This is a genomic window from Kribbibacterium absianum, from assembly GCF_030067705.1.
Taxonomy (GTDB): Bacteria; Actinomycetota; Coriobacteriia; order Coriobacteriales; family Atopobiaceae; genus Kribbibacterium; species Kribbibacterium absianum.
Window position 1 is genome coordinate 82865 of record NZ_JASJEX010000003.1, and the last position, 26977, is coordinate 109841.

The window sequence follows — 26977 nt, forward strand, 5'->3', positions numbered from 1 at the left end:
GTGGCAGATTTCGACACCCCGGGTTTCGACGCCATCAAGATCTCGCTGGCCTCCGCCGAGCAGATTCGCGAGTGGTCCCACGGCGAGGTCAAGAAGCCCGAGACCATCAACTACCGCACCCTCAAGCCTGAGAAGGACGGCCTCTTCTGCGAGAAGATCTTCGGCCCCTCCAAGGACTGGGAGTGCTCCTGCGGCAAGTACAAGGGCATCCGCTTCAAGGGCATCACCTGCGAGCGCTGCGGCGTCGAGGTGACCACCTCCAAGGTGCGCCGCGACCGCATGGGCCACATCGAGCTGGCCGCGCCGGTCTCGCACATCTGGTACTTCAAGAGCCCGACGAGCTTCCCTCTGGCCCGCCTCCTCGACATCAAGTCCAAGGACCTCGAGAAGGTGCTCTACTTCGCGAGTTACATCATCACGCACGTGGACACCGAGGCCCGCGAGGCCGACGCGGCCGACCTCAAGGAGGAGCTGGCCGCCGACCTCGAGCAGCTCGACGCCGAGCGCGACGACCAGATCGCCCGTCTCCGCGAGCAAGCCGCCGGCGGCGACGAGTTCGCCGACGAGGAGCCGATGACCGAGGAGGAGCTCCGCCTGGAGATCGCCGACCTCGAGGAGGAGTACGCCGAGGAGAAGCAGCTCCGCACCGACGCCTACGACAAGTTCATGTCCCTCGAGGAGCGCGAGCTCATCGCCGACGAGGCGCTCTTCCGCGAGATGAAGCGCTACTACTCGCTGTACTTCGACGGCGGCATGGGCGCCGAGGCCGTTCGCGACCTGCTCCGCGCCATCGACCTGGAGGCCACCTCCAAGGAGCTGCGCGAGATCATCGAGAACGACAAGGGCCAGAAGCAGAAGCGCGAGAAGGCCGTCAAGCGCCTCGAGGTGGTTGACGCCTTCCTCGAGGGGGGCAACGACCCGGCGAACATGATCCTCGACGTGATCCCGGTGATCCCGCCCGACCTGCGCGCCATGGTGCAGCTGGACGGCGGCCGTTTCGCGGCCTCCGACCTGAACGACCTGTACCGTCGCGTGATCAACCGCAACAACCGCCTCAAGCGCCTGCTCGACCTCGACGCCCCGGCGATCATCGTCAACAACGAGAAGCGCATGCTGCAGGAGGCCGTCGACGCCCTGTTCGACAACGGCCGTCGTGGCCGTCCCGTCACCGGCCGTGGCGGGCGCCCGCTCAAGTCCCTCGCCGAGTCCCTCAAGGGCAAGCAGGGCCGCTTCCGTCAGAACCTGCTCGGCAAGCGCGTCGACTACTCCGGCCGTTCCGTCATCGTGGTCGACCCGCAGCTCAAGCTGCACCAGTGCGGCCTGCCCAAGACCATGGCGCTCGAGCTGTTCAAGCCGTTCGTCATGCGCCGTCTGGTCGAGCTCGGCAAGGTGGAGAACATCAAGGGCGCCAAGCGAGCCATCGACCGTCTCGCCCCCGGCGTGTGGGACGTGCTCGACGAGGTCATCAACGACCGCCTCGTGCTCCTCAACCGCGCCCCGACGCTGCACCGCCTGTCCATCCAGGCCTTTGAGCCGGTCCTGGTCGAGGGCAAGGCCATCCACCTGCACCCGCTCGTCTGCAAGCCCTTCAACGCGGACTTCGACGGCGACCAGATGTCGGTGCACGTGCCCCTGTCGACGCAGGCGCAGACCGAGGCCCGCGTGCTGATGCTGTCCTCCAACAACCTGCGCTCGCCGGCCTCCGGCAAGGTGCTGACCGTGCCGTCCCAGGACATGGTCTTCGGCGTCTACTACCTCACCACCGCGAAGGACGCCGCGGCCGGCGAGGGCCACGTCTACGCGAGCTTCGAGGACGTGGTCTCGGCCTACGACGCCCATGCCGACCTCGACCTGCAGGCCAAGGTCATCGTGCGCGTCGACGGCGATGACGCCAACGTGGTGACCGAGGACGGCCGCAAGCTGTTCCGCGTGATGAACAAGGAGGAGCTCGACGGCAAGTCCCGCGTCGTGGCCACCGAGCTCGACGTCACCGACGGCCCCGCGCGCCTCGAGACCACTGCCGGCCGCATCATCTTCAACCGCCAGTGCCTGCCCGCGGACTATCCGTTCATCAACTACAAGATGGTCAGCTCCGACATGAGCCGGCTCGTGAACGACTGCTGCGACCGCTACCCGATGGCGGACGTGGAGCCCATCCTCGACGCCATCAAGTACGCGGGCTTCCATTACGCCACCCGCGCGGGTCTGACCGTCTCCCTGTGGGACGCCGTCATCCCGGAGGAGAAGGAGCACCTGATCGACGAGGCCCAGGCCGCCGTCGACGCCATCAACGAGAACTACGAGATGGGCTTCCTCTCCGAGGCCGAGCGCCACACCGAGGTCGTCGACGCCTGGACCCGCTGCACCGACGAGGTGGGCTCCAAGATGCTCGAGGGCTTCTCGGACGACAACCCCATTTGGATGATGGCCGACTCCGGCGCCCGTGGTTCCAAGACCCAGCTGCGCCAGCTAGCCGGCATGCGCGGCCTGATGGCCGACATGTCCGGTGACACGATCGACCTGCCCATTCGCGCCAACTTCCGCGAGGGCCTGCGGCCGCTCGAGTACTTCATCTCCACCTACGGCGCCCGCAAGGGCCTCGTCGACACCTCGTCCCACACCTCGGACTCCGGCTACCTGACCCGCCGCCTCGTCGACGTGGCCCAGGACGTCATCGTCCGCGAGGCCGACTGCGGCACCCAGGAGGGCGTGACCTACGACCTGCTGCTGCCGGGCTCCACGACCCTCAACAGCGACCTCATCGGCCGCTGCGTGATGCACCCGGTGGTGCACCCGCAGACCGGCGAGATCCTCCTCAACGAGGACGAGTACATCGACTCCAACGAGACGATCCGGCGCCTCGTGGACGCCGGTATCCGCAAGGTGGAGCTGCGCGCGCTGCTCACCTGCCGATCCAAGTACGGCGTCTGCCAGAAGTGCTACGGCTGGGACCTCTCCACGAGCCGCCCGGTCAACATCGGCACCGCCGTGGGCATCATCGCCGCACAGTCCATCGGCGAGCCGGGCACGCAGCTGACGATGCGCACCATTCACTCCGGCGGCGTCGCCGGCGCCGAGGACATCACGCAGGGCCTGCCGACCGTCGGCCGCATGTTCGACGTCGTGGGCAACGTGAACGAGAAGATCCTCGGCCGCGAGGCCGACCTGGCCCCGTACTCCGGCGTGCTGCACATCGAGCCGGTGCAGAACGAGTACGTGCTCACCATCGTCGACCCCGAGGATCCGAGCCGCGTGCTCGACACCAAGAACGTCCCCGCGTCCGTGCGCTTCATGCCGGGCATCGAGGACGGCGTCGAGGTGCGCGCCGGCGACCAGATCACCAAGGGCTTCGTGAACTTCCGCAACCTGCGCAAGCTCACGGACATCGAGTCCACGATGCACACCTTCGTGAAGTCCGTGAAGGACGTCTACACGAGCCAGGGCGTCGACCTGAACGACAAGCACATCGAGGTCATCGCCCGCCAGATGCTCCGCCGCGTCCAGGTGACCAACCCCGGCGACTCCCGCTACCTGCTCGGCCAGTACGTGGACCGCTACGAGTTCGCGGACACCGTGCAGAAGATTGACCTGGCCGGGGGCACCCCGCCCGAGGCGGAGCCCACCATCCTCGGCACCCTCAAGGTGGCCAGCTCCGTCGACTCCTGGCTGTCCAGCGCGTCGTTCATCCGCACTGCGGGCGTCCTCACCGAGGCCGCCATCAAGGGCGAGGTGGACCACATGATGGACCTCAAGTCCAACGTCATCGCGGGCCGCATGATCCCGGCCGGCACCGGCCTCAAGGCCTACCGCGACGTGCAGCTCACCTACCATGGCCAGCCCATCGAGGGCCCGACCTCGCCGCTCGCGAAGTCGCTGCCCGAGTGGGCGCCCGTCGAGCTCCAGGAGCTCGAGGAGCAGCTGCCGCAGGAGATGGACTGGATCGGCGACGAGTCCTACAGCGGCTACTCCAAGAACGGCCGCACGCTCTCGAGCGAGGACGCGAAGCTCTACCTGTTCGACGACCTCGGCGTGTCGCAGCGCTGGACCAACAAGTTCTCCGAGGTGGGCATCGAGACGGTGGGCGACCTCATCGGCAAGACCGAGGAGGACCTGCTCCGCATCGACGGCATCGGCGCCAAGGCCATCGAGGAGCTCCGCGACGGCCTGGAGGAGAAGGGCCTGCTCTACATCCTCGAGGCGGACGACGACGACGCGGCGGACGCCGACGACCTGTCGCAGCTGCTCAACATGGTGTTCTCGCCGGACGCGGACAACGTGATGCTCGGCACTGCGGCGCCGGCCACGCACCGGAGCTTCGACGACGAGCTGATCGGTGGCTCCTCATCGACGGACCATCTCGCGGCCAACGTCATCAACGAGGACTTCACCTCGCTGGACGACCTGCTGACGCAGGTGGCCCACCAGGAGGATCTGCTCGGCGAATAAACATTGATAGAGGGATTTAAGAGACCGTCCTTCGATTCAAGCACTTGAAACAAGCCTTTACCAGCGGGAACCCGATCACTTCAGAATCGGGTTCCCGTTTGTGTTGGCTTCGCGTTAGGACTTCACGTATCCGGTCTGGTCGATAGCTGTCCCTTGAGGTCGGGTACGTAGGGGTCACGAGCGTCACGGATGACGCGGCTCGAAAGCCTTTCCGACCTGGGGCTCCTACGCCCCCTTGAGGCTCAGCCGCTCAAGATCAGTTGAGGTGGGATCAATGCAGACCGGAGCTCAGAGGAACTCGTACACGTACGAGACGAAGCTCAAAGCCGTCGAGGATCACTTGGATCGTGGCATGACGGCGTCGGACGCCATGCTCTCCCACGGCGTCGCCAGCAAGAGCGCGTTCTTCCGCTGGTGCGCCGCGTATCGTGACGGCGGCGCGGCGGCGTTGCGCCCGAAGAAGCGTGGTCGTCCTCGCATGGTGCGCACGAGCGAGCACGAGCAGCATTCCGACCAGCACTGAGCGGGGGAGAGAGCTGCGAGAGGCGGGCGTCCTTCGGGGCGCCCGTTTTTGTGTCTCGCGCGTCGCCGAAGTCGGCAGAAATCAGCGTGGTCCCCCCGTGGATTAGGATACACCCGGATGCGTGGACTTTTGACAGCGAGCTATCTGCAGCGTAACTTACGACATCGCGCCCATTCGGGGCGATGTCGTGCTGCGTCGCCTTCTTATTGGTCAGATTTAGCGCACAGGTGAAGGTACGAAAGGAAGAAGCTTGCCTACCATCAACCAGCTGGTCCGCCAGGGCCGCAAGACCACCAAGGCCAAGTCCAAGAACCCGGCACTGCAGGCCAACCCCCAGAAGCGCGGCGTGTGCACCCGCGTGTTCACCACCACCCCGAAGAAGCCGAATTCCGCCCTTCGTAAGGTCGCCCGTGTGCGCCTGGTGAACGGCATCGAGGTCACCGCCTATATCCCGGGCGAGGGCCACAACCTGCAGGAGCACTCCATCGTCCTGATCCGCGGCGGCCGCGTCCGCGACCTCCCTGGTGTGCGTTACAAGATTATCCGCGGTGCCTACGACTGCGCTGCCGTGCAGAACCGCAAGCAGGCCCGCTCGCGCTACGGCGCCAAGCGCTCCTAACCATCTGACCTGTATCTCGAACTAGAGGAGACAACATGCCGCGTCGTGCCGCAGCTACTCGTCGTGAGGTCCAGCCGGACGCCGTCTACAACAACCGGCTCGTGACCCAGCTCATCAACAAGGTGCTCCTGGACGGCAAGAAGTCCGTCGCCGAGCGCATCGTGTACACCGCGTTCGACCAGGTCGCCGAGAAGACCGGCCAGGACCCGCTGGCCGTCTTCAAGAAGGCCATGGACAACGTGCGCCCGACCCTCGAGGTCAAGCCCAAGCGCGTGGGCGGTGCCACCTACCAGGTGCCGATGGAGGTCAACTCCCGTCGCTCCACCACGCTCGCCATCCGCTGGATCGTGAACTTCTCCCGCGCCCGCAAGGAGAAGACGATGGCCGATCGTCTCGCCAACGAGATCATCGATGCCTCCAACGGCGTCGGCGCTTCCGTGAAGAAGCGCGAGGACGTCTTCAAGATGGCCGAGGCCAACCGCGCCTTCTCGCACTATCGCTGGTAAGACCGCAGGTAGGAGACCCTTTCTATGGCAAAGAGCAAGTACTCGCTCAAGCACATGCGCAACATCGGCATCATGGCCCACATCGATGCCGGTAAGACCACCACGACTGAGCGCATCCTCTATTACACCGGCAAGACCCACAAGATCGGCGAGGTGCACGACGGCGCCGCTACCATGGACTGGATGGTCCAGGAGCAGGAGCGCGGCGTGACCATCACCTCCGCCGCCACCACCTGCTTCTGGAAGGTCGGCGACCAGGAGTACACGATTCAGATCATCGACACCCCGGGCCACGTGGACTTCACCTCCGAGGTGGAGCGCTCCCTGCGCGTGCTCGACGGTTCTGTGGCCGTGTTCGACGCCGTCGCCGGCGTGCAGCCGCAGTCCGAGACCGTGTGGCGTCAGGCCTCCAACTACAACGTCCCCCGCATCGCCTTCATCAACAAGTACGACCGCGTGGGCGCCGACTTCTTCAACGCCATCGAGACCATGAAGGACCGCCTGATGGCCCCCGCCGTCGCGGCTCAGATCCCGATGGGCGCCGAGGACAACTTCTGGGGCCTCATCGACCTCGTGACCATGACCGCTTGGGACTTCAAGGAAGACGCCAAGGGCATGATCTATCCCGAGCCGCTGGACGAGATCCCCGACGAGTTCAAGGAGCTTGCCGAGGAGAAGCGCACCGAGCTGGTCGACGCTGCGGCCGACTTCTCCGACGAGCTGATGGAGCTCGTCCTCGAGGAGGAGGAGATCCCCGTTGACGTGCTCAAGGGCGCCATCCGTGCGGCGACCCTCGCCAACGAGATGAACCCGGTGTTCGTGGGCTCCGCCTACAAGAACAAGGGCATCCAGGAGCTGCTCGACGCCGTGGTGGACTACCTCCCGAGCCCGCTCGACATCCCGCCCGTCGAGGGCGTCAACCCCAAGACCGGTGAGGTGGAGACCCGCGACGCTTCCAATGACGCGCCGTTCTCCGCGCTGGCGTTCAAGATCATGACCGACCCGTTCGTCGGCAAGCTCACCTACATCCGCGTCTACTCCGGTACCGCGGACGCCGGCAGCTACGTCTACAACTCCGCCAAGCAGGACCGCGAGCGTTTCGGCCGCATCCTCGAGATGAACGCCAACCAGCGCATCGACCGTGAGTCCTGCTCCACCGCCGACATCGTCGCCGTCGTGGGCCTCAAGAACACGACCACCGGCGACACGCTCTGCGACCAGGCGCACCCGATCATCCTCGAGTCCATCGAATTCCCGGACCCCGTCATCGACGTCGCCGTGGAGCCCAAGACCAAGGCCGAGCAGGACAAGATGTCCGTGGCCCTCGCCAAGCTGGCCGAGGAGGACCCGACCTTCCAGGTCCACACCGACCACGAGACCGGCCAGACCATCATCGCCGGCATGGGCGAGCTGCACCTGGAGATCATCGTCGACCGCCTGCGCCGCGAGTTCAAGGTGGACTGCAACGTGGGCAAGCCGCAGGTCGCCTACCGCGAGACGGCGGGCAAGCCGGTGAGCCACGTCGAGGGCAAGTTCGTCCGCCAGTCCGGTGGTCGCGGCCAGTACGGCCACGCGGTCATCGACCTCGAGCCCAACGAGCCGGGCGCTGGCTATGAGTTCGTCAATGCCATCGTGGGCGGCGTGGTGCCCAAGGAGTACATCCCGTCCATCGACAAGGGCATCCAGGAGGCGCTGCAGTCCGGTGTCGTCGCCGGCTACCCGGTCGTGGACGTCAAGGTGACCCTCACCGACGGCTCCTACCACGAGGTCGACTCCTCCGAGGCCGCCTTCAAGATCGCCGGCTCCATGGCCATCAAGGAGGCCCTGCGCCGCTCCAACCCGGTCCTGCTCGAGCCGATCGAGGACGTCGAGGTGGAGACCCCCGAGCAGTACATGGGCGACGTCATGGGCAACCTGTCCAGCCGTCGCGGCAAGATCGAGGGCATGGAAGACCGCCGCAACACCAAGGTCATCAAGTCCAAGGTGCCCCTGGGCGAGATGTTCGGCTACGCCACCGACCTGCGTTCGCAGACGCAGGGCCGCGCGAGCTACACGATGCAGTTCGCCGAGTACGAGCCGGTGCCCAAGAACGTCGCCGATGAGATCGTCAGCAAGGCCGGCGGCAACGCCTAAACGAGACCGCGGTTAAGCCCCGCACACCGATGGAGGTATTCAAAGTGCCCAGCAACAAGATCAGGATCCGCCTGAAGGGCTTCGACCACGAGATCGTCGACCAGTCCTCGAAGCAGATCGTCGAGACCGCCCAGAAGACCGGCGCCCGCGTGTCCGGCCCGATCCCTCTGCCCACCGAGCGTCACCTGTACTGCGTGATCCGCTCGCCGCACAAGGACAAGGACTCCCGCGAGCAGTTCGAGATGAAGACGCACAAGCGCCTCATCGATATCCTCGAGCCCACCCCGACCACCGTCGACTCGCTGATGCGTCTCGACCTGCCGGCCGGCGTCGACATCGAGATCAAGCTCTAAGTTCCAGCACGCGGCGATGCGCCGACAGGCTGCAACGTGTACTGACAGGCGTCCCGGGCACTGGCCCGGGGCGCCTTCTTCGTGGACGCTTGGGAGAGAGCCATTTGTCCACGTCTGGACGCTTGGGAGAGAGCCATTTGTCCACGGTTGGACATTGCGCCTTGACCGGGGCGCCCGACGTTTCGGCAGTGTCCCGGCCGATGGCGCGAAGGGGAGGCGCGCCGCTCGTCGAAGTGCAGGCGAGAGCGTGCGTCGGACGGAGATAATATGACTGCTGATCCCGACCTAGGCGCTTCGCGCGAGAGGCTCAACTCGGAATCAAGTATGGAATCACAGGGTCGGATTGGCCACGCTTCCCAGTGTTTTGACTCCCACAAAGTCCGGCAATCGTACACTTCGTGGTGTCTTGCGTCTCATATGGCGAAGATGATTGCTGGCGTGATCCCGAGATTGGCGCATCGCGCGGGAGCTAGTTCTCGGTATCAGTGCTCGAAGGAACTCGGGCGTGCTGCTGGCTGAGGTGTTGCCGGTCGGCTACCAGTCGCTCGGCACTGACAAGGCGCTGTCCGGATCCCCTAGTATCGAAAGCCAGCGAACTTTCAGATGGGGGGCAGCATGAGCAAAGTGGCGAAGGCCTTCGCTTCGGGAGCAGGGATCGCGCTCGGCGCGCTGGCGGGTGTGTGCGCGGTCAACACGGTCAAGCTCAAGCCGTCGCGAGCCCACGGTGCACCGCTCGACGCTGGCGGCTATCACGCGGGTGATGACGTCGTCGCGCGCTTCCAAGAGCTGCTCCGCGTTCCCACCGTCTCGCGTCCCGACCCAGCCGACGTGGACCGCGCGGCCTTTGACGCCTGGGTGCCGACCCTCCAGCGCCTCTACCCGCAGGTGTTCGCGGCCTGTAAGCTTACCTACATCGACGAGCTCGGCGTCCTGCTGCGCTGGCCGGGGAAGGACGCGTCTCTCGACCCGGTTGTGATGATGGCGCACCACGACGTGGTGCCAGTGGAGGGTCAGGACTGGGAGCGCGACCCGTTCGGTGCCGAGATCGTCGACGGTGAAATCTGGTCACGCGGGTCGCTCGACACGAAGTGCATCGTTGGCGACTTCTTCGAGGCCGCCGAGCACCTGCTCGGCCAGGGCTATGTCCCGCCGCGCGACGTCTGGTTCTTCTCGTCAAACGGCGAGGAGGTCACGGCCCCCACCTGCGCCGATGCGGTGGCGTGGCTTGCCGAGCGGGGCGTCAGGCCGTACCTGGTGCTTGACGAGGGCGGCGCGGTGGCGGGGGACTGCCCGCTCGGTGTCGAGGAGCCCGTCGCGATGGTGGGCGTCTCCGAGAAGGGTCACGTGGACGTGACCGTCACGGCCCTTGCGGATGGTGGCCACGCCAGCACACCGTCGACAAACGACGCGACGGCGTTGCTCGTCCGGGTGTGCGACCGCGTGCTGAGCAACCCTCCCGCGCCGCGCTTCATCCCGGCCGTGGACGCCACGATGACCGAGCTCGCGGCTCGCGCCGGCGGGGTCATGAAGGCCGTCTTTACGAACCTGTGGCTCACGCGTCACTTGGTGGCTCACGTGCTGAGCAACGGGCCCGAGACGGGCGCGATGGTGCGCACCACCTATGCGCTCACCATGCTCGAGGGCTCGCCGGCCCACAATGTGCTGCCTCCCGTGGCCAAGGCCAATTTCAACGTGCGCGTGGCGCCGTTCGAGACCATCGCGGACGCCGTGCAGCGCATTCGCGACGCAGCGGTCGCAGAGTGTGGGGCATCCGGCCTCTCGCCGGATCACGTGAGGGTCAAGATCAACGAGCAGGCTGGCTTCCACGAGCCGGCGCCGATCAGCCCCTTCGAAGACGACCCCGCGTTCGAGTACCTGCACCGGTGCGTGTCCGGGGTCTATCCCGAGGCCGGCTTCACGGCCTACATCCAAAACTCCTGCAGCGACTCCACGGAGTTCTCGGCCATCTGCCCGCGTGTGTACCGCTTCGGCGGCTTCCTCCTCTCGGGCGAGGCGCGAGGCCTGATACATGGCGCAAACGAGCGCATCGGCGTGGACGTCTACAAGCGCGGGCTAGAGTTCTACGTCGCGTTCCTGCGCAACCTCGACCAGCTGTGAGACGAGCCGGCGCCCGTCGAGCCCAGGCTCCTCGCTCCTCCGGACGCTTCGGTCAAAGCGAAACGTCCACGCTCCACCACGCGAGAGCGTGGACAAATGGCTTTGACCGAAGCGTCCACGGTTGTTCGTTTGATATCCCACTTGTCCAGGGCCACGGGCTTCTCTTCGAGACGCATTGACGGTTGCCTTTGTGAACCGTCATAGTGGCTCGTCGCAACCGCGACCAAGGAGGCTGTTTTGGCAACCACCCGCTCCACCGCGAGGCTCGACTACCGCGTCGTCGCTCTGGCGTCCCTGCCGTTCATGGGCATGATCAGCTTCTGGCAGGTCTACGACGGCATCGTGCCAAAGATCCTCACCAACACCTTTGGCCTCGACAACTCCGTCACCGGCGCGATCATGGCGCTCGACAACCTCTTTGGCCTGTTCCTGCTTCCGTTCTTCGGCGTTCTCTCGGATCGTTGCGCCAGCCGGCTCGGCCGCCGCACGCCGTTCATCCTGCTCGGCTCGGCGCTCGCCGTGGTGGCCGTGCCGCTCATTGCGTTCGCTGACAAGGCCGAGAGCCTGCCCCTCCTCATCGCGATGATCCTGCTCACGCTCTTTGCCATCTGCATGTACCGCACGATGACGCTCGCCGTCGTGGCCGACATCACGCCGCGCCCGCTGCGCTCGAAGGCCGACTCCATCCAGAAGATCGTCGGCTACGCGGGCACCGGCATCATGCTCGTGGCCATTGCTGTGATGGTGCCCTCGGGCACCCACCCCGACTATGTGCCGCTCTTCCTCATGCAAGCGGCCCTCATCGCGCTCGGCACCCTCGTGTTCGCCTGGAAGGTGCGCGAGCCGGCACTCGTCGAGAAGATGCACGAGCAGAGCCTGGAGTTCGGCATCGACGAGGACGATATCGAGCGCGACGACTCCCCGGAGGCCGGCGGCACGCGTCGCATCACCGACCGCTCCAAGCTCTGGTCCATCGTGATGATCCTCGGCGCGACGTTCTTCTACTACATGAGCTACAACGCCATGACCACCAATGTGTCCCGCTACGCCGACGCATTCTTTGGCATGGATGGCGGCTCTTTCGCGATCATCAACATGACCGTGATCCTCGGCGCGCTCTTCACGTACGTGCCGATGGCCAACCTGTCGCTCAAGGTCGGCCGCAAGAAGACCGGCCTGATCGCCGGCGCCATCATGGTGGTGTGCCCGCTCATCGTGTGGCTGACCCCGGGTTTCTCGCCCGCGCTGTATGGCGTGTTCCTGCTGATGGGCGTGGGTCTCGGCGCGTTCGACCTCTGCGTGTACCCGATGCTCCTCGAGCTGTGCGACTCCGGCTCTGTGGGCCGCTACTCCGGCTACTACTACACGGTCTCGATGGCCGCGCAGATGGTGACGCCGATTCTCTCTGGCGTCGTGATGGACGTGGCTCCGGCCGTGCTCTTTGGCTACATCACGCTGATGAGCGCGCTCATGACAGGCTCGCTGGCCCTGGCGCGCCATGGCGACGGCGTGTTGCTCGGCGACCTGGCCGACAAGCCCGACAAGGGCGACCTGCTCGAGGAGGCCACCGCAGCGTCGGCGTGACCTACAGAACCAAGTGGCCCGGCTCGGTGGGATCGTCGCGAAAACCACCGAACGAGGGCTCGGCTCTGCACATCGGACGCACGATGCCGGTCAAACCTGCAGAACGACCAGCACCTCGTGCTGTCGTGCCCCAGCTCACCAGCGACTTTTGCGCTGAATCTATGAAAAGCCGGCCAACTCCCTATACTAGACGGGCTGCATGTTGGGGTGAGCTATGCCCATTGCCATACCACGGTTCCGGGCGTATCCCACTCTGGCTGCAGAATCCCAAAGGATGTGGTCCGCTGGGGTCGGTCGCGGGGTGCGGCCGGTGAGGTCCCAAGACCACCGAAGGTAAGGACAGAGCATGGTCAACATGATCCTTGGCCGCAAGCTCGGGATGACCCAGGTTTGGGACGAGGACGACAACGTCGTGCCCGTCACGGTCATCCTGGCCGGCCCCTGCGTGGTGTCGCAGGTCAAGTCCGAGGCCACTGACGGCTACAACGCCGTTCAGATCGGCTTCGGCGACATCAAGGCCAAGAAGGTCAACAAGCCTATGGCTGGTCACTTCGCCAAGGCCGGCGTCGAGCCGATGCGCTACCTGCGCGAGGTGCGCGTGGACGACCCGTCCGAGCACCACACCGGCGAGGTCGTCTCCATCGCCGACTTCGAGGGCACCGAGGCCGTCGACGTCTCCGGCACCTCCAAGGGCAAGGGCTTCCAGGGCACCATCCGTCGTTGGAACTTCGCGTGCGGCCCGATGACCCACGGCTCCCGCAACCAGCGCAAGCCGGGCTCCATCGGCCAGTGCGCCTATCCCTCCCGCGTCCGCAAGGGCCTGCACATGGCCGGCCACATGGGCGACGAGCGCGTGACCGTCAAGAACCTCAAGGTGGTCCGCATTGATCCCGAGCAGAACCTCCTGCTCGTCAAGGGCGCCGTGCCGGGTGGCAAGAACGGTCTCGTCGAGGTTCGCAAGGCCTAACGGGGCCTCATCACCAGTCACCTCATTAGGCTTTGAAGGAGATTCCAGATGTCTAACATCGACGTCAAGAACGCGGAGGGCCAGACGGTCAAGACCGTCGAGCTCGACTCCCGCGTGTTCGGCATCGAGCCGAACATCAACGTGACGCACCAGGTGGTCGTGAACTACCTGTCGTCCCTGCGCGCCGGCACCCACTCCACCAAGGGCCGCTCGGACGTGTCCGGCGGCGGCAAGAAGCCGTGGCGCCAGAAGGGCACCGGCCGTGCCCGCCAGGGCTCCATCCGCGCTGCCCAGTGGAAGGGCGGCGGCGTCGTCTTCGGCCCCACCCCCCACAAGCACATCAAGCGCTCGAACAACAAAGAGGTCAAGCTCGCCATGCGCTCCGTGCTGTCCGGCAAGCTGGCCGACGGCGAGCTCTTCGTGGTGGACAACCTCGACTTCGAGGCGCCCAAGACCAAGCAGGCCAAGGCCATCCTCGAGGCGCTCGGCCTCGAGGGCAAGCGCGTGACCGTCGTCCTTCCCGAGGACGCCGTGAACGCCTACCTGTCGTTCCGCAACCTGCCGAACGTCCGCATCGTCGACACCTTCGGCGCGAACGCCCACAACCTCATCGACAACAGCGCCCTGCTGCTGACCGAGGAGACCGCGAAGTATCTTGAGGGGGTGCTCGCATAAATGAACTCCGTCTACAACGTGATCATCCGCCCGGTCGTCTCCGAGCGCTCGTTCGACCAGATGGGCCTCAACAAGTACACCTTCGAGGTGGCGCCCACGGCCAACAAGATCGAGATCGCCGACGCCGTCGAGAAGCTCTTCGACGTCCACGTCGTCAAGGTCAACACCCTCTGGGTCAAGCCCAAGACGAAGCGCGTCCGCTACGTCGCCGGTAAGACCAAGAAGTGGAAGAAGGCCATCGTCACCCTCGCCGAGGGCGACACCATCGAGATCTTCGGGTCTCAGGTGGCCGAGTAGCCTGTCCAATGCGGCACGTCCGGAGGATTCCGGGCGTGCCCGGTGCCGTGCGAGTGAGGGATACGCGCGGTACCGTGGTAGTCCGGTGTTTGGGTGCCCACCCCTTTGGGCGCCCAGGCCAACGGAATGATTGAAAGGGAACACCGCAATGGGAGTTAAACGACTCAAGCCGACGAGCCCTGGCCGTCGTTGGCAGACCGTCTCCGACTTCTCGGAAATCACGTGCACCACGCCCGAGAAGTCCCTGCTGGAGCCTCTGCCCAAGAAGGCCGGCCGTAACAACAAGGGCCGCATCACCACCCGTCACCAGGGCGGCGGCGTGAAGCGTCGGTACCGCAAGATCGACTTCAAGCGCAACAAGGACGGCGTGGACGCCAAGGTCGCGACCATCGAGTACGACCCCAACCGCTCCGCCCGCATCGCGCTGCTCCACTATGCCGACGGCACCAAGGCCTACATCCTCGCCCCCAAGGGCCTCAACGTGGGCGACCACGTGGTCTCCGGCGCGGACGCGGACATCAAGCCGGGCAACGCCCTGCCGCTCGCCAACATCCCCGTGGGCACGCTCATCCACGCCATCGAGTTCCAGCCGGGCCAGGGCGCCGCTATCGCCCGTTCCGCCGGCACCTCGGTGCAGCTGATGGGCAAGGAGGGCAAGTACGCCATCCTCCGCATGCCGTCCTCCGAGATGCGCCGCGTGCTCCTCACCTGCCGCGCCACCATCGGCGAGGTGGGCAACGCCGAGCACAACAACATCGTGATCGGCAAGGCCGGCCGTCACCGCAAGATGAACGTGCGCCCGACCGTCCGCGGCACCGTCATGAACCCGGTCGACCACCCGCACGGCGGCGGCGAGGGCAAGAACCACACCTCCGGCCGTCCGTCCCTGTCTCCGTGGGGCAAGCCTTCCAAGGGTGCCAAGACGCGTGACCCGAAGAAGCAGAGCAACCGCCTGATCATCCGTCGTCGCAAGACCAAGTAGCGACCACGAGAAGTAGGAGCATCACTAATGAGCCGTAGCCTCAAAAAGGGCCCGTTCGTGGAGACACGCCTCCTTCAGCGCGTGATCGCTCAGAACGAGGCCGGCACCAAGGAAGTCATCAAGACCTGGAGCCGCGCGTCCACCATCTTCCCGGACATGGTGGGTCACACCATCGCCGTTCACGACGGCCGCAAGCACGTCCCCGTGTACATCACTGAATCCATGGTGGGTCACAAGCTGGGCGAGTTTGCCCCGACGCGCACCTTCCGCGGTCACAAGGCTTAACCGGAAGGAGCGTAACCACTAATGGCTAAGACCCTGACCAACCCCAACCACGTCCGCGCGACGGCGAAGTACGTCCGCGTCGCGCCCCGCAAGGCGCGCCTCGTGGTTGACCAGATCCGCAACAAGACCGTGCAGCAGGCCTTCGAGATCCTGCAGTTCTCCAGCCGCGCCGTGGCCGTGGACGTGGAGAAGGTCCTCAAGTCCGCGGTGTCCAACGCGTACCAGAACAAGGGCTTCCGCCCGGACGACCTGGTCGTTGTGGAGACCTACGTCGACGAGGGCCCCACGATGAAGCGCATCCGCCCGCGCGCCAAGGGCAGCGCCTCTCGCATCAACAAGCGCACGAGCCACATCACGATCACCGTCGCTCCCCGAAAGGAGGCGTAAGCGAATGGGCCACAAAGTCTCTCCGACCGGCTTCCGCCTCGGCACCACCGAGAACTGGCGCTCCCGCTGGTACGCCGACAAGGACTACGCCGCCAACGTCGGCAACGACATTGAGATCCGCCGCTTCCTCGAGAAGAAGCTGGCCCGCGCTGCGCTCTCCCGCGTCGAGATCGAGCGTGCCGGCAACAAGGTGAAGGTCATCATCTACACCGCGCGCCCCGGCATCGTCATCGGCAAGAAGGGCTCCGAGATCGACGCCCTCCGCAAGCAGCTCGAGAAGATCGCCGGCGTCGGCAAGGGCGAGGTCTCCGTGGACGTGGTGGAGATCAAGCGCCCCGAGCTGGACGCGTCGCTCGTCTCCCAGTCCATCGCGGAGCAGCTCGAGCAGCGCATCGCCTTCCGCCGCGCCATGCGCAAGGCCGTGCAGTCCGCCTCCAAGTCCGGCGCCAAGGGCATCCGTATCCAGTGCTCCGGCCGTCTGGGCGGTGCTGAGATGGGCCGTCGCGAGTGGTACCGCGAGGGTCGCGTGCCCCTGCAGACCCTCCGCGCGAAGATCGACTTCGCCGAGGCCACCGCGCGCACCATCATGGGCGCCTGCGGCGTGAAGACCTGGATCTACCTGGGCGAGAAGCTCCCCGGCCAGCCCGCCCCCAACCCCGCGCTCGAGGGCACCAGCCGCCCCCGTCGCCGCAATGAGAGGAGGGGCAACTAATGCTCGCACCTAAGCGCGTCCTGCACCGCAAGGTCCAGCGCGGTTCCATGAAGGGCCAGGCCAAGGGCGGCACCAAGCTCAGCTTCGGCTCCTATGGCATCCGCGCCGAGGAGGCCCACTGGATCACCAACCGCCAGATCGAGGCCGCCCGTATCGCCATGACCCGTTACATGAAGCGTGGCGGCAAGGTCTGGATCACCATCTTCCCGGACAAGCCGATCACCAAGAAGCCGGCCGAGACCCGCATGGGCTCCGGTAAGGGCAACCCCGAGGAGTGGGTGGCCGTCGTCAAGCCGGGCCGCATCATGTTCGAGATCGACGGCGTGAGCGAAGAGGTCGCCAAGGAGGCCCTGCGCCTCGCGCAGCACAAGCTGCCCATCCGGACCAAGATCGTTTCCCGCGCCGACCAGGACGGGGAGGAATAGACCCTATGAAGCCCAAAGAGATTCGCGAGTTGAGCGACGCCGAGCTCGCCAAGAAGCTCGAGGAGAACCGCGCCGAGCTGTTCAACCTCCGCTTCCAGATGGCGACCAGCCAGCTCGACAACACGGCCCGCGTGAAGACCGTGAAGAAGGACATCGCCCGCATTCAGACCGAGATCCGCGCTCGCGAGATCGCGGCCGCCAAGGCGAACTAGTCGCGAGGGAGAGAAGAAAATGAGCGATTCCCGCAACTCGCGCAAGGTGCGCACCGGCGTTGTGACGTCCATTTCGGGCGACAAGACGATCGTGGTCAGCATCACCGAGCGCAAGGCGCACCCCAAGTACGGCAAGATGATGAACGTCACGAAGAAGCTCCACGCTCATGACGAGAACAACGAGTGCGGCCTCGGCGACCTGGTGAAGGTCATGGAGACTCGTCCTCTGTCCGCCACCAAGCGTTGGCGCCTCGTCGAGATCGTCGAGAAGGCCAAGTAGGGCGCTTCTCGCGCCTCGGGCTCCGATGTGCGCAAGGCTCGTCCGGTCGCACCTCTCGGAACCCTAGATCCAACACTCGGAGGAATCCATGATCCAGCAAGAGACCATGCTCACCGTCGCCGACAACTCCGGCGCCAAAAAGGTGAAGTGCATCAAGGTCCTCGGTGGCTCCAAGCGCCGCTATGCCGGCATCGGCGACGTGTTCATCGCCGCCGTGCAGGAGGCGACCCCTGGCGGAAACGTCAAGAAGGGCGACGTCGTGCGCTGCGTGGTGGTTCGCACCGCCAAGGAGATCCGCCGCAAGGACGGCAGCTACATCCGCTTCGACCAGAACGCGGCCGTGCTGATCGACAACGACGGCAACCCTCGCGGGACCCGTATCTTCGGGCCCGTGGCGCGTGAGCTGCGCGACAAGAAGTACATGAAGATCGTCTCGCTCGCGCCCGAGACGCTGTAAGGAGGACGCCTCATCATGGCTAACAAGATGACCATCAAGAAGGGCGACCTCGTCGAGGTGCTCTCCGGCAAGTCCAAGGGGGTGCGCGGTCACGTGCTGCGCTCCATCCCCAAGGAGATGAAGGTCGTTGTGGAGGGCGTCGCCGTGGCCAAGAAGGCCGTGCGCCCCTCGCAGCAGAACCCGCAGGGCGGCTTCGAGCAGAAGGAGATGCCGGTTCCGGTGTCCACCGTCATGCTCGTGTGCCCGGCGTGCGACAAGGCGACCCGCGTGGGCCACGCCACCAACGACGAGGGCAAGAAGGTCCGCGTCTGCAAGAAGTGCGGCAACCAGTTCTAAGCCGCAGGCACAGGCTCTAGCGCGAAGGGGCTCCGGGAGACCGGGGCCCTTCCTTTTGCGAAACCTCCCGAGGTGCCACGCATCCCAGGAGGTTTCCTCCCCGGGTGCGTGGCACCTCGGGAGGAAACGCGCTATGGAGTGGATCCACAGCGCGAAATTCTCGCAGCTCATGGGCCTCAGAGCGCCTATAGTTCTAGGTTGCTATGTGTAGGCTCCTAGGGATATGCCGTCTCTAGGGGGCGCGCGGGAGGCTCGAGCAGCCTCGGGTCCGCGCGCTGAACACCTCCAAAGGAGTGACCAATGGCAGAAGAGAAGTACGTCCCGCGCCTTAAGACCAAGTACGAGAACGAGGTCCGTCCGGCCCTGGTGGAGCAGTTCGGCTACACCAACCCGATGACCATCCCGCAGATCGAGAAGATCGTGGTGAACATGGGCGTCGGCGAGGCCGCCACCGACGGCAAGGCCATCGACGCCGCCGTGGCCGACCTGGCCCAGATCACCGGCCAGAAGCCCCTCGTGACCCGTGCCCGCAAGTCCATCGCCACCTTCCACCTGCGCGCCGGCATGCCCATTGGCGCCAAGGTGACCCTGCGCCAGGACCGCATGTGGGACTTCCTGGACCGTCTCGTGGCCATCGCGATCCCCCGCATCCGCGACTTCCGCGGCCTCTCCGTGAAGTCCTTCGACGGCCGTGGCAACTACTCCCTCGGCGTCGCCGAGCAGACCATCTTCCCGGAGATCGACTTCGACAAGGTGGACCGCACGCGCGGCCTCGACATCACCATCGTCACCACTGCCGCCACCGACGAGGAGGCCAAGGCGCTCCTCGACGGCTTCAACTTCCCGTTCAAGAAGAACGGCAAGTAGGGCTTTTGACCGATGCTCCCGCTGGCGCCACAGCCGGCGGGGGCCTGGTTTGTTCTGTGAGGAGGAATCTGTGGCTAAGACTTCAAAGATCGTTGCTGCCAACCGTGAGCCCAAGTACTCCACGCGCGTCCAGCGTCGCTGCCAGCGCTGCGGGCGCCCGCACTCGGTGTACCGCAAGTTCGGGCTGTGCCGCGTCTGCCTGCGCGAGCTCGCCAACGAGGGCAAGCTCCCCGGCGTCAAGAAGGCCAGCTGGTAGGCCAGTCAACGCTTGAAGGCCTCGAGCGCGAGGCGGCCACGCCATGGGTGTGGGCGAACCGGCGCAAGGGGTTGAACCTACGAATCAGAGGAGCATCTAGATGCACATCTCCGATCCCGTGAGCGACATGCTCACACGTATCCGCAACGCGAACACCGTCGGCAAGCCCGACGTCTCCATGCCCTCCACTAAGGTGCTCGTGGAGATCGCTCGCGTCCTGCAGGAGGAGGGCTATGTCGAGGGCTACACCGTGCAGGACACCACCCCTGCCAAGACCCTCGTGATCACCCTCAAGTACGGCAAGAAGCGCGCCCGCACCATCAAGGGCATCAAGCGCATCTCCAAGCCGGGTCTCCGCAAGTACTGCAAGGCCCAGGACCTGCCCCGCGTTCTCGGCGGCCTGGGCACGGCCGTGGTGTCCACCTCCAAGGGCATGATGTGCGACCGCGACGCCCGCAAGGCCGGCGTCGGCGGCGAGATCATCGCCTACATCTGGTAACCCAGCCCAGACAAGAAAGGAGACACCGTGTCCCGTATTGGCAAGAAGCCCGTCGCGATCCCTTCCGGCGTCACCGTGACCATCGACGGCTCCACCGTGAGCGTCAAGGGCCCCAAGGGCGACCTCACCCGCACTTTCTCTCCGCTCGTCACCTTCACTCAGGAGGGTGACGACGTCATCGTCAGCCCGGCGGACGACACCCGCGACGCGAACGCGCAGTGGGGCCTCTCCCGCACCCTCGTCCACAACATGGTGGAGGGCGTTTCCAAGGGCTTCGAGAAGAAGCTCCAGCTCGTGGGCGTCGGCTACCGTGCCGCGCTCAAGGGCAAGAACCTCGACCTCTCCCTCGGTTACTCCCACCCGGTGATCATGGAGGCCGAGGAGGGCATCAGCTTCGAGGTGCCCGACAACACGCACATCACCGTCAAGGGCATCTCCAAGGAGCGCGTCGGCCAGGTGGCCGCCGAGATCCGCGCCAAGCGTCCGCCCGAGCCCTACAAGGGCAAGGGCATCCGCTATGAGGGCGAGCACGTGCGCCGCAAGCTCGGCAAGGCCGCCAAGTAGCCTCCCTTTCGGCATCGCTAAGACCGGCACCCCGTCAGGTGTCGGCACAGAACAAGGAGTGTTCCATGAACAAGATGAAGGCCAAGAGGGAAGGCCTCAAGCGTCGCCAGCGTCGCGTCCGCGGCAAGATCTATGGCACGCCCGAGCGCCCGCGCCTCGCGTGCCGTCGCACCAACGCGAACATCTACGCGATGATCATCGACGACACCACCCACAACACCATCTGCTCCGCGTCCACCATCGATCCCGAGTTCCGCAACAGCGGCAAGCTGGGCTCCAACAAGGAGGCTGCGGAGATCGTCGGCAAAATGATCGCCGAGCGCGCGCTGGCCAAGGGTGTCGACACGGTCTGCTTCGACCGTGGCGGCCGCATCTACCACGGCCGCGTCGCGGCCCTCGCCGACGGTGCCCGCGAAGCGGGCCTGAAGTTCTAGGAGGTATTCACACATGGCTCGTAACCAGAAGCAGCGCGAGGCCTCCGATCTTCAGGAGCGCGTCGTCTTCATCCACCGCGTGTCGAAGGTCGTCAAGGGCGGTCGTCGCTTCAGCCTGGTGGCCCTCGTGGTCGTCGGCGACGGCAAGGGCAACGTGGGCCTCGGCATGGGCAAGTCCGCCGAGGTGCCCCTGGCCATCCAGAAGGCTGTCGACGACGCCAAGAAGAACATGTTCCACGTGCCCGTCACCGAGGAGGGCTCGATCCCTCACCAGGTCGTGGGCCACTTCGGCGCCGGCTCGATCCTGATCCAGCCTGCCATCGAGGGTACCGGCGTCATCGCCGGCGGCCCGGTGCGTCCGCTCTACGAGCTCGCGGGCATCAAGAACATCATGTCCAAGTCCCTCGGCAGCTCCAACGCCATGAACGTCATCAAGGCGGCGGCCGACGGCCTCAAGCAGCTCGAGAGCCCTGAGGAGACGGCTGCCCGCCGTGGCATCTCCGTCGACTACATGTTCGGTCGGAAGGAGAACTAAGCCATGGCCGACAAGCTCAAGATCAAGCTCGTGCGCAGCGCTGTCACGCAGGTCAAGAAGGACCAGACCGCGACCGCCCGCGCCCTCGGCCTCCGTCGCATCAACGACGAGGTCGTCCAGCCCGACAATCCCGGCATCCGCGGCATGATCTTCAAGATCAAGCACCTCGTGGAGGTCGAGGAGATCGAAGAGAACTAGGAGAGGCTCATGCAGCTTCACGACTTGAAGCCCAACAAGGGCGCCAAGAAGGCCCGCAAGCGCGTGGGCCGTGGCAACTCCGCCGGCGGCGGCACCACCGCCGGCCGCGGCACCAAGGGTCAGCTCTCCCGCTCCGGCGGCGGCAAGGGCGCCGGCTTCGAGGGCGGCCAGAACCCGCTCGCGATGCGGCTGCCGAAGCTCCCGGGCTTCCGTAACCCGAGCCGCGTCGAGTACGCGCCGGTCAACGTCAGCCGCCTCAACGAGAAGTTCAACGACGGCGACGTCGTCGACGGCGAGTCCCTCACGGCTGCCGGCATCATCAAGAAGCCGACGGTCCTCGTGAAGGTCCTCGGTGACGGCGACCTGGAGAAGGCGCTCACCGTGAAGGTGGCCAAGGTCTCCAAGACCGCTCAGCAGAAGATCGAGGCCGCCGGAGGAAAGGTCGAGTAGTCGTGCTTAAAGGGCTTGCCAACGCGTTCCGTGTCAAGGAACTCCGTGACAAAATCCTGCTGACGGTCGGCATTCTCGTCCTTTACCGCATCGGCGCCTATGTGCCGCTGCCCGGCATTCCCTTCGAGGGCATGCTCAACCAGTTCCAAACCGCCCTCAGCGACCAGAGCGCGCTCGCGCTGCTGAACCTCTTCAGCGGCGGCGCTCTGGCCCGCGTGTCGGTCTTCAGCCTGGGCATCATGCCCTACATCACGGCTCAGATCATCATGCAGATGCTCCAGGCCGTGATTCCCTCCTTGGGCGAGATGGCCAAGGAGGGTGACGCCGGTCAGCGCAAGATCACCCAGTACACCCGTTACATCACGGTGGGTCTCGCCCTGCTCAACGCCGTCGGCTACCTCTTCCTGTTCAAGAGCGACTCCTACGGCATCGACTTCAGCGGCATCGGCGCTCCCGAGTGGCTGATGGACGTCATGGTGGTCGTGACGATGCTCGCGGGCGCCATGATCATCATGTGGCTCGGCGAGGTGATCACCCAGCGCGGCGTCGGCAACGGCATGTCGCTGATCATCTTCGCCAACATCATGAGCGGCCTGCCGACGTCGATCTTTAGCTCGGTCAACACCGGCAGCAACGGCTGGCTCATGACGATCCTCGTGATCCTGGTGATCCTCGCGGTCATCCCGTTCATCATCTACATCGAGCGCGGCCAGCGCCGCATCCCGATCCAGTACGCCAAGCGCGTGCAGGGTCGGCGCGTGATGGGCGGCCAGGCAACATACCTGCCCGTCAAGGTGAACACGGCCGGCGTCATCCCCATCATCTTCGCGTCCGCGATCCTGTACTTCCCGGCCCAGATCGCCGTGTTCTTCCCGACGGTCGGGTGGATCAACGCCTTCGCGAACGCGGTGTCCGCCGGTTGGCTCAACTGGATCCTGTCAGTGGTCCTGATCGTCGCCTTCGCCTACTTCTACACCTCGATGGTGTTCAACCCGGAGGAGACGGCCGATCAGCTGCGCAAGCAGGGCGGCTTCATCCCGGGCGTCCGTCCCGGAAAGGCCACGGCCATCTACATCAAGAACGTCCTGAACCGCATCACGCTGCCGGGGTCGCTCTTCTTGGCCCTGATCGCGGTGGTCCCGTCCATCCTGTTCACGTTCACGAGCAACACGCTGATCCAGGCCTTCGGCGGCACGTCGATCCTGATCATGGTGGGCGTCGCGCTCGACACGATGACGCAGGTGGAGAGCCAGCTGAAGACGCACGACTACGAGGGGTTGTTCATTCGCTAGTCGGGCGCGGGCGACATATCCGCTACATTGAGAGGACGGGCCTCGGGTGAACAGACCCCGAGGCCCGTCTTGTGTGAGGGCACATAGGTTCAAGAGGAGAGGGAACTCATGAACATCGTTCTGCTGGGCGCCCCCGGCGCCGGGAAGGGCACCCAGGCCCAGAAGCTCGTCGAGGAGTTCGGGTTCGACCACGTGTCCACCGGCGACCTGCTCCGCGCCGCCGTCAAGGAGGGCACCGACCTGGGCAAGGAGGCGAAGACCTACATGGACGCCGGCCAGCTGGTGCCGGACGAGGTGGTCGTCGGCCTCGTGAAGGAGCGCTTGGGCCAGGAGGGCGACGGCGCGGGCATCCTGCTCGACGGCTTCCCTCGCAACACCGCGCAGGCCAAGGCGCTCGACGAGGCGCTCGCCGAGATGGGCGCCACCATCGACGCCGCGCTGCTCGTCTCGGTGGAGCCGGCCGTGATCGTGAACCGCCTGAGCTCCCGCCGCGTGTGCAGAACCTGCGGCTACACCGGCACGGCCGACGACGCGAGCTGCCCCAAGTGCTCGGGCGAGATGTACCAGCGGGACGACGACAAGCCCGAGACCGTGCAGAACCGCCTCGACGTGTACGCCGAGCAGACGGCGCCGCTCGTGGGGTACTACCAGGAGAAGGGGCTGCTGCGCGAGGTGGACGGCGACCGCCCCGTCGATGATGTCTACGTTGATGTGAAGGACCTGCTCTCCCTATGATCAAGATCAAAACCCCCTCAGAGATCGAGTCGATGAAGCCGGCCGGCGCGCTGTCGAAGATGGCGCTCCGGCGCGTCGGTGCCCAGATCCGCCCCGGCGTTTCCACGTTGGAGCTGGACCGTGTGGCCGAGGGCATCATCCGCATGCACGGCGCGGTGCCGGCGTTCAAGGGCTACGGCGGATTCCCGGCGTCCATCTGCTGCTCGATCAACGAGGAGATCGTGCACGGGATCCCGTCCGCCGATATCCGCCTGAAGGACGGCGACATCGTGTCCATCGACACCGGCGCCGTGCTCAACGGCTGGGTGGGGGACAACGCGTGGACCTTCTATTGCGGCACCCCGAGCCGCGAGGACAAGGAGCTCTGCGAGGTCACGCGCGACTGCCTGAAGCTGGCCATCAAGCAGGCGATTCCGGGCAACCACCTGGGCGACATCGGACATGCGGTGCAGGAGCACGCCGAGCGCCACGGCTTTGGCGTGATCCGTGAGTACGTGGGCCACGGCGTGGGCCACGAGATGCACGAGGAGCCCAACGTGCCCAACTACGGGCGCCATGGGCGCGGCGTCCGCCTGCAGCCCGGCATGGTCATCGCCATCGAACCGATGATCGTGCGCGGCGACTATGCGACGCGCACGATGCCGAACCGCTGGACCGTGGTGACGCGGGACGGCAGCACAGCGGCCCATTACGAGAACACCATCGCGATCACCAAGGACGGCCCGGTCATCCTCACCGAGGACGACCAGGGGCCGTGGTGCGCGATGGAGGGCGGCTCGCTCTAGGACGGCTCTCCGGGGCGGCCCTCTCGGAGACGGGACGGCCGCCCCTTTGTGTTTTCCGCATCATCGCCGCCACAGGCGCGGTGATCGAAAATCCTGCGATGGCTCGCATCCTGGCGGTCACGTTGCTACACTGGACAACTGGCGCATTCGTGTCCAAAGAGAGGTAGCTGCGTGAGTAAACAGGACGCCATCGAGCTGGAGGGCAAGGTCATCGAGCCGCTGCCCAACGCCATGTTCAACGTCGAGCTGGAGAACGGTCACACCATCCTCTGCACCATCTCGGGCAAGATTCGGATGAACTACATCCGCATCCTCCCGGGCGACCGCGTGGTGGTGGAGATCTCCCCGTACGACCTCACGCGCGGTCGCATCACGTACCGCTACAAGTAGGGAGGCGCCGAGGGAACCCTGGCCTGTGTGTGTCTCGGACACGCGGGCCCGCCCTCGCACTCCATCAGCCGGCAACAACCGCCAGCGGCTGGGCGATGATATAGGAAGTTCAACCGAGAGGAACGGTCATGAAGGTTCGGCCTTCTGTCAAGAAGATGTGCGACAAGTGCAAGATCATCCGTCGCCACGGCAAGGTCCTCGTGATCTGCGAGAACCCTCGTCACAAGCAGCGTCAAGGCTAACCCAGCGAGAGGAGTCACAAGGTGGCCCGTATTAACGGCGTCGACCTTCCCGCGAACAAGCGCGTGGAGATCGGCCTCACCTATATCTACGGCATCGGTCGCACGACCGCCAGCAAGATCTGCGCAGCCGCTGACATCAACCCGGACACGCGCGTCAAGGACCTCACCGAGGACGAGATCGCGAAGATCCGCGACTACATCGACCACAACCTCACCGTCGAGGGCGACCTCCGTCGTGAGACCCGGCAGAACATCGCTCGCCTGATGGAGATCGGCTGCTACCGCGGCCTCCGTCACCGCAAGGGCCTGCCCGTCCGTGGCCAGCGCACCCACACCAACGCTCGCACCCGCAAGGGCAAGAAGCGTCAAATCGGCGCGCGTAAGAGGGGCTAAGGGAGAGACATGGCTGCACAGAAGAAGAACGTCAAGAACACGCGCATTCGTCGCTCCGAGCGCAAGAACATCGCGACCGGCCAGGCGCACATCAAGAGCACCTTCAACAACACCATCGTGACCATCACGGATCCGCAGGGCAACGTCGTGGCCTGGCAGTCCGCCGGCACCGTGGGCTTCAAGGGCTCCCGCAAGTCCACCCCGTTCGCCGCTCAGATGGCTGCCGAGGCCTGCGCCAAGACCGCCATGGAGCACGGCATGCACAAGGTGGCCGTCTTTGTGAAGGGCCCCGGCTCCGGCCGCGAGACCGCCATCCGCTCCCTCCAGGCCGCCGGCCTCGAGGTCTCGAGCATCCAGGACAAGACCCCCATCGCGCACAACGGTTGCCGTCCGTGCAAGCGTCGTCGCAACTAATTCGGAACCAGGAAGGTAACCAGCATGGCAGTTGATAGGACTCCTGTCCTCAAGAAGTGCAGGGCTCTTGACATCGACCCCATCGTGATGGGCTACAACAAGAAGTCGAACCGTCAGCCTAAGCGCCAGCGCCGCCAGGAGAGCGAGTACGGCCGTCAGCTCCGCGAGAAGCAGAAGGCCAAGTTCATCTACGGCGTCCTCGAGAACCAGTTCCACCACTACTACGACCTCGCCATCAAGGAAGAGGGCATCACCGGTGACAACCTGATGACCATCCTTGAGAGCCGCCTCGACAACGTCGTGTTCCGTCTCGGCTTCGCCCGCACCCGCAAGGAGGCCCGCCAGACCGTGCGTCACGGGCACATCCAGGTGAACGGCAAGCGCGTGGACATCCCCTCGTACCGCGTCAAGGCCGGCGACGTCGTGTCCGTCGCCCCGAAGTACTCGGACCTCCTCCCCATCAAGGAGGCCGTGATGTCCACCGAGCACATGGCCGTCCCGGCGTGGCTCGAGGTCAACGTCGAGAAGCTCACGGGCAACGTGCTCCAGCTCCCGTCCCGCGACCAGATCGACCTGGAAATCGACGCGCAGCTTATCGTCGAGCTCTACTCCAAGTAGCGACCGGC

The 26977-nt window shown here is 65.3% G+C and carries 36 protein-coding genes; all 36 read left to right on the forward strand.

Going from position 1 to position 26977, the window contains the following annotated elements:
- Complete coding sequence (locus QJ043_RS06060) at positions 1 to 4446, forward strand: DNA-directed RNA polymerase subunit beta' (RefSeq protein ID WP_283712765.1); 4446 nt, start codon at positions 1 to 3, stop codon at positions 4444 to 4446.
- 274 nt (positions 4447 to 4720) lie between these two features.
- On the forward strand, positions 4721 to 4969 hold the full coding sequence (locus QJ043_RS06065) for a helix-turn-helix domain-containing protein (RefSeq protein ID WP_283712766.1): 249 nt from the start codon (positions 4721 to 4723) through the stop codon (positions 4967 to 4969).
- Between the two features lie 250 nt (positions 4970 to 5219).
- Complete coding sequence (gene rpsL, locus QJ043_RS06070) at positions 5220 to 5588, forward strand: 30S ribosomal protein S12 (protein ID WP_283712767.1); 369 nt, start codon at positions 5220 to 5222, stop codon at positions 5586 to 5588.
- Between the two features lie 35 nt (positions 5589 to 5623).
- The gene (gene rpsG / locus QJ043_RS06075; protein ID WP_283712768.1) at positions 5624 to 6094 is read left to right on the forward strand and encodes a 30S ribosomal protein S7; all 471 of its coding nucleotides are present in this window, start codon (positions 5624 to 5626) and stop codon (positions 6092 to 6094) included.
- Positions 6095 to 6118: 24 nt separating this feature from the next.
- Positions 6119 to 8227, forward strand: coding sequence for an elongation factor G (gene fusA / locus QJ043_RS06080; protein ID WP_283712769.1), 2109 nt, complete (start codon positions 6119 to 6121; stop codon positions 8225 to 8227).
- A 44-nt stretch (positions 8228 to 8271) separates the two neighbouring features.
- Entirely contained in the window at positions 8272 to 8580 is a 309-nt protein-coding gene (rpsJ, locus tag QJ043_RS06085; RefSeq protein ID WP_283712770.1) for a 30S ribosomal protein S10, read from the forward strand.
- Positions 8581 to 9195: 615 nt separating this feature from the next.
- Positions 9196 to 10698, forward strand: coding sequence for a M20/M25/M40 family metallo-hydrolase (locus QJ043_RS06090; RefSeq protein WP_283712771.1), 1503 nt, complete (start codon positions 9196 to 9198; stop codon positions 10696 to 10698).
- A 237-nt stretch (positions 10699 to 10935) separates the two neighbouring features.
- Complete coding sequence (locus tag QJ043_RS06095) at positions 10936 to 12282, forward strand: MFS transporter (RefSeq protein ID WP_283712772.1); 1347 nt, start codon at positions 10936 to 10938, stop codon at positions 12280 to 12282.
- A gap of 346 nt (positions 12283 to 12628) precedes the next feature.
- Positions 12629 to 13249 (forward strand): 50S ribosomal protein L3, encoded by a 621-nt coding sequence (gene rplC, locus QJ043_RS06100; protein WP_283712773.1) that lies wholly within the window; start codon positions 12629 to 12631, stop codon positions 13247 to 13249.
- A 48-nt stretch (positions 13250 to 13297) separates the two neighbouring features.
- Positions 13298 to 13924, forward strand: a complete 627-nt coding sequence (rplD, locus tag QJ043_RS06105; protein ID WP_283712774.1) for a 50S ribosomal protein L4 — start codon at positions 13298 to 13300, stop codon at positions 13922 to 13924.
- On the forward strand, positions 13925 to 14221 hold the full coding sequence (gene rplW, locus QJ043_RS06110; protein WP_283712775.1) for a 50S ribosomal protein L23: 297 nt from the start codon (positions 13925 to 13927) through the stop codon (positions 14219 to 14221).
- A 148-nt stretch (positions 14222 to 14369) separates the two neighbouring features.
- Positions 14370 to 15203 (forward strand): 50S ribosomal protein L2, encoded by an 834-nt coding sequence (rplB, locus tag QJ043_RS06115; RefSeq protein ID WP_283712776.1) that lies wholly within the window; start codon positions 14370 to 14372, stop codon positions 15201 to 15203.
- A 27-nt stretch (positions 15204 to 15230) separates the two neighbouring features.
- Complete coding sequence (rpsS, locus tag QJ043_RS06120) at positions 15231 to 15488, forward strand: 30S ribosomal protein S19 (protein ID WP_283712777.1); 258 nt, start codon at positions 15231 to 15233, stop codon at positions 15486 to 15488.
- Between the two features lie 21 nt (positions 15489 to 15509).
- On the forward strand, positions 15510 to 15875 hold the full coding sequence (gene rplV, locus QJ043_RS06125; RefSeq protein WP_283712778.1) for a 50S ribosomal protein L22: 366 nt from the start codon (positions 15510 to 15512) through the stop codon (positions 15873 to 15875).
- Positions 15876 to 15879: 4 nt separating this feature from the next.
- A complete protein-coding gene (gene rpsC / locus QJ043_RS06130; RefSeq protein ID WP_283712779.1) occupies positions 15880 to 16587 on the forward strand; it encodes a 30S ribosomal protein S3 in 708 nt (235 codons plus the stop codon).
- Positions 16587 to 17012 (forward strand): 50S ribosomal protein L16, encoded by a 426-nt coding sequence (gene rplP, locus QJ043_RS06135; protein ID WP_283712780.1) that lies wholly within the window; start codon positions 16587 to 16589, stop codon positions 17010 to 17012. The genes rpsC and rplP overlap by 1 nt, the downstream gene beginning before the upstream one ends.
- Before the next feature lie 5 nt (positions 17013 to 17017).
- Positions 17018 to 17224, forward strand: coding sequence for a 50S ribosomal protein L29 (gene rpmC, locus QJ043_RS06140; protein ID WP_283712781.1), 207 nt, complete (start codon positions 17018 to 17020; stop codon positions 17222 to 17224).
- A gap of 19 nt (positions 17225 to 17243) precedes the next feature.
- Complete coding sequence (gene rpsQ / locus QJ043_RS06145; protein WP_283712782.1) at positions 17244 to 17504, forward strand: 30S ribosomal protein S17; 261 nt, start codon at positions 17244 to 17246, stop codon at positions 17502 to 17504.
- An 88-nt stretch (positions 17505 to 17592) separates the two neighbouring features.
- The gene (gene rplN, locus QJ043_RS06150) at positions 17593 to 17961 is read left to right on the forward strand and encodes a 50S ribosomal protein L14 (RefSeq protein ID WP_283712783.1); all 369 of its coding nucleotides are present in this window, start codon (positions 17593 to 17595) and stop codon (positions 17959 to 17961) included.
- A gap of 15 nt (positions 17962 to 17976) precedes the next feature.
- Positions 17977 to 18297 carry a 50S ribosomal protein L24 gene (gene rplX / locus QJ043_RS06155; RefSeq protein WP_283712784.1) on the forward strand — a complete coding sequence of 107 codons (321 nt, stop codon included), beginning with the start codon at positions 17977 to 17979 and terminating at the stop codon, positions 18295 to 18297.
- Between the two features lie 300 nt (positions 18298 to 18597).
- A complete protein-coding gene (gene rplE / locus QJ043_RS06160) occupies positions 18598 to 19164 on the forward strand; it encodes a 50S ribosomal protein L5 (protein ID WP_283712785.1) in 567 nt (188 codons plus the stop codon).
- 70 nt (positions 19165 to 19234) lie between these two features.
- A complete protein-coding gene (locus QJ043_RS06165) occupies positions 19235 to 19420 on the forward strand; it encodes a type Z 30S ribosomal protein S14 (protein WP_283712786.1) in 186 nt (61 codons plus the stop codon).
- A 100-nt stretch (positions 19421 to 19520) separates the two neighbouring features.
- On the forward strand, positions 19521 to 19919 hold the full coding sequence (rpsH, locus tag QJ043_RS06170; protein ID WP_283712787.1) for a 30S ribosomal protein S8: 399 nt from the start codon (positions 19521 to 19523) through the stop codon (positions 19917 to 19919).
- 27 nt (positions 19920 to 19946) lie between these two features.
- Positions 19947 to 20483: a 50S ribosomal protein L6 gene (gene rplF, locus QJ043_RS06175; RefSeq protein ID WP_283712788.1), complete on the forward strand. Its 537-nt coding sequence runs from the start codon at positions 19947 to 19949 to the stop codon at positions 20481 to 20483.
- Between the two features lie 65 nt (positions 20484 to 20548).
- Entirely contained in the window at positions 20549 to 20917 is a 369-nt protein-coding gene (rplR, locus tag QJ043_RS06180; protein WP_283712789.1) for a 50S ribosomal protein L18, read from the forward strand.
- 13 nt (positions 20918 to 20930) lie between these two features.
- Positions 20931 to 21452, forward strand: a complete 522-nt coding sequence (gene rpsE, locus QJ043_RS06185; protein ID WP_283712790.1) for a 30S ribosomal protein S5 — start codon at positions 20931 to 20933, stop codon at positions 21450 to 21452.
- 3 nt (positions 21453 to 21455) lie between these two features.
- Complete coding sequence (gene rpmD, locus QJ043_RS06190; protein WP_283712791.1) at positions 21456 to 21650, forward strand: 50S ribosomal protein L30; 195 nt, start codon at positions 21456 to 21458, stop codon at positions 21648 to 21650.
- Positions 21651 to 21659: 9 nt separating this feature from the next.
- A complete protein-coding gene (gene rplO / locus QJ043_RS06195; RefSeq protein ID WP_283712792.1) occupies positions 21660 to 22100 on the forward strand; it encodes a 50S ribosomal protein L15 in 441 nt (146 codons plus the stop codon).
- A 2-nt stretch (positions 22101 to 22102) separates the two neighbouring features.
- A complete protein-coding gene (gene secY, locus QJ043_RS06200; RefSeq protein ID WP_283712793.1) occupies positions 22103 to 23392 on the forward strand; it encodes a preprotein translocase subunit SecY in 1290 nt (429 codons plus the stop codon).
- A gap of 108 nt (positions 23393 to 23500) precedes the next feature.
- Positions 23501 to 24127: an adenylate kinase gene (locus QJ043_RS06205; RefSeq protein ID WP_283712794.1), complete on the forward strand. Its 627-nt coding sequence runs from the start codon at positions 23501 to 23503 to the stop codon at positions 24125 to 24127.
- The gene (gene map / locus QJ043_RS06210; RefSeq protein ID WP_283712795.1) at positions 24124 to 24912 is read left to right on the forward strand and encodes a type I methionyl aminopeptidase; all 789 of its coding nucleotides are present in this window, start codon (positions 24124 to 24126) and stop codon (positions 24910 to 24912) included. Before QJ043_RS06205 ends, map begins: the two co-directional genes overlap by 4 nt.
- Positions 24913 to 25083: 171 nt before the next feature.
- Entirely contained in the window at positions 25084 to 25302 is a 219-nt protein-coding gene (gene infA / locus QJ043_RS06215; protein ID WP_135978829.1) for a translation initiation factor IF-1, read from the forward strand.
- 128 nt (positions 25303 to 25430) lie between these two features.
- Positions 25431 to 25544, forward strand: coding sequence for a 50S ribosomal protein L36 (rpmJ, locus tag QJ043_RS06220; RefSeq protein WP_006363204.1), 114 nt, complete (start codon positions 25431 to 25433; stop codon positions 25542 to 25544).
- A 21-nt stretch (positions 25545 to 25565) separates the two neighbouring features.
- Positions 25566 to 25937, forward strand: coding sequence for a 30S ribosomal protein S13 (gene rpsM / locus QJ043_RS06225; protein WP_283712796.1), 372 nt, complete (start codon positions 25566 to 25568; stop codon positions 25935 to 25937).
- 9 nt (positions 25938 to 25946) lie between these two features.
- Positions 25947 to 26351, forward strand: coding sequence for a 30S ribosomal protein S11 (rpsK, locus tag QJ043_RS06230; protein ID WP_283712797.1), 405 nt, complete (start codon positions 25947 to 25949; stop codon positions 26349 to 26351).
- A gap of 24 nt (positions 26352 to 26375) precedes the next feature.
- Positions 26376 to 26969 (forward strand): 30S ribosomal protein S4, encoded by a 594-nt coding sequence (gene rpsD / locus QJ043_RS06235; RefSeq protein WP_283712798.1) that lies wholly within the window; start codon positions 26376 to 26378, stop codon positions 26967 to 26969.
- Positions 26970 to 26977 lie beyond the last annotated feature (8 nt).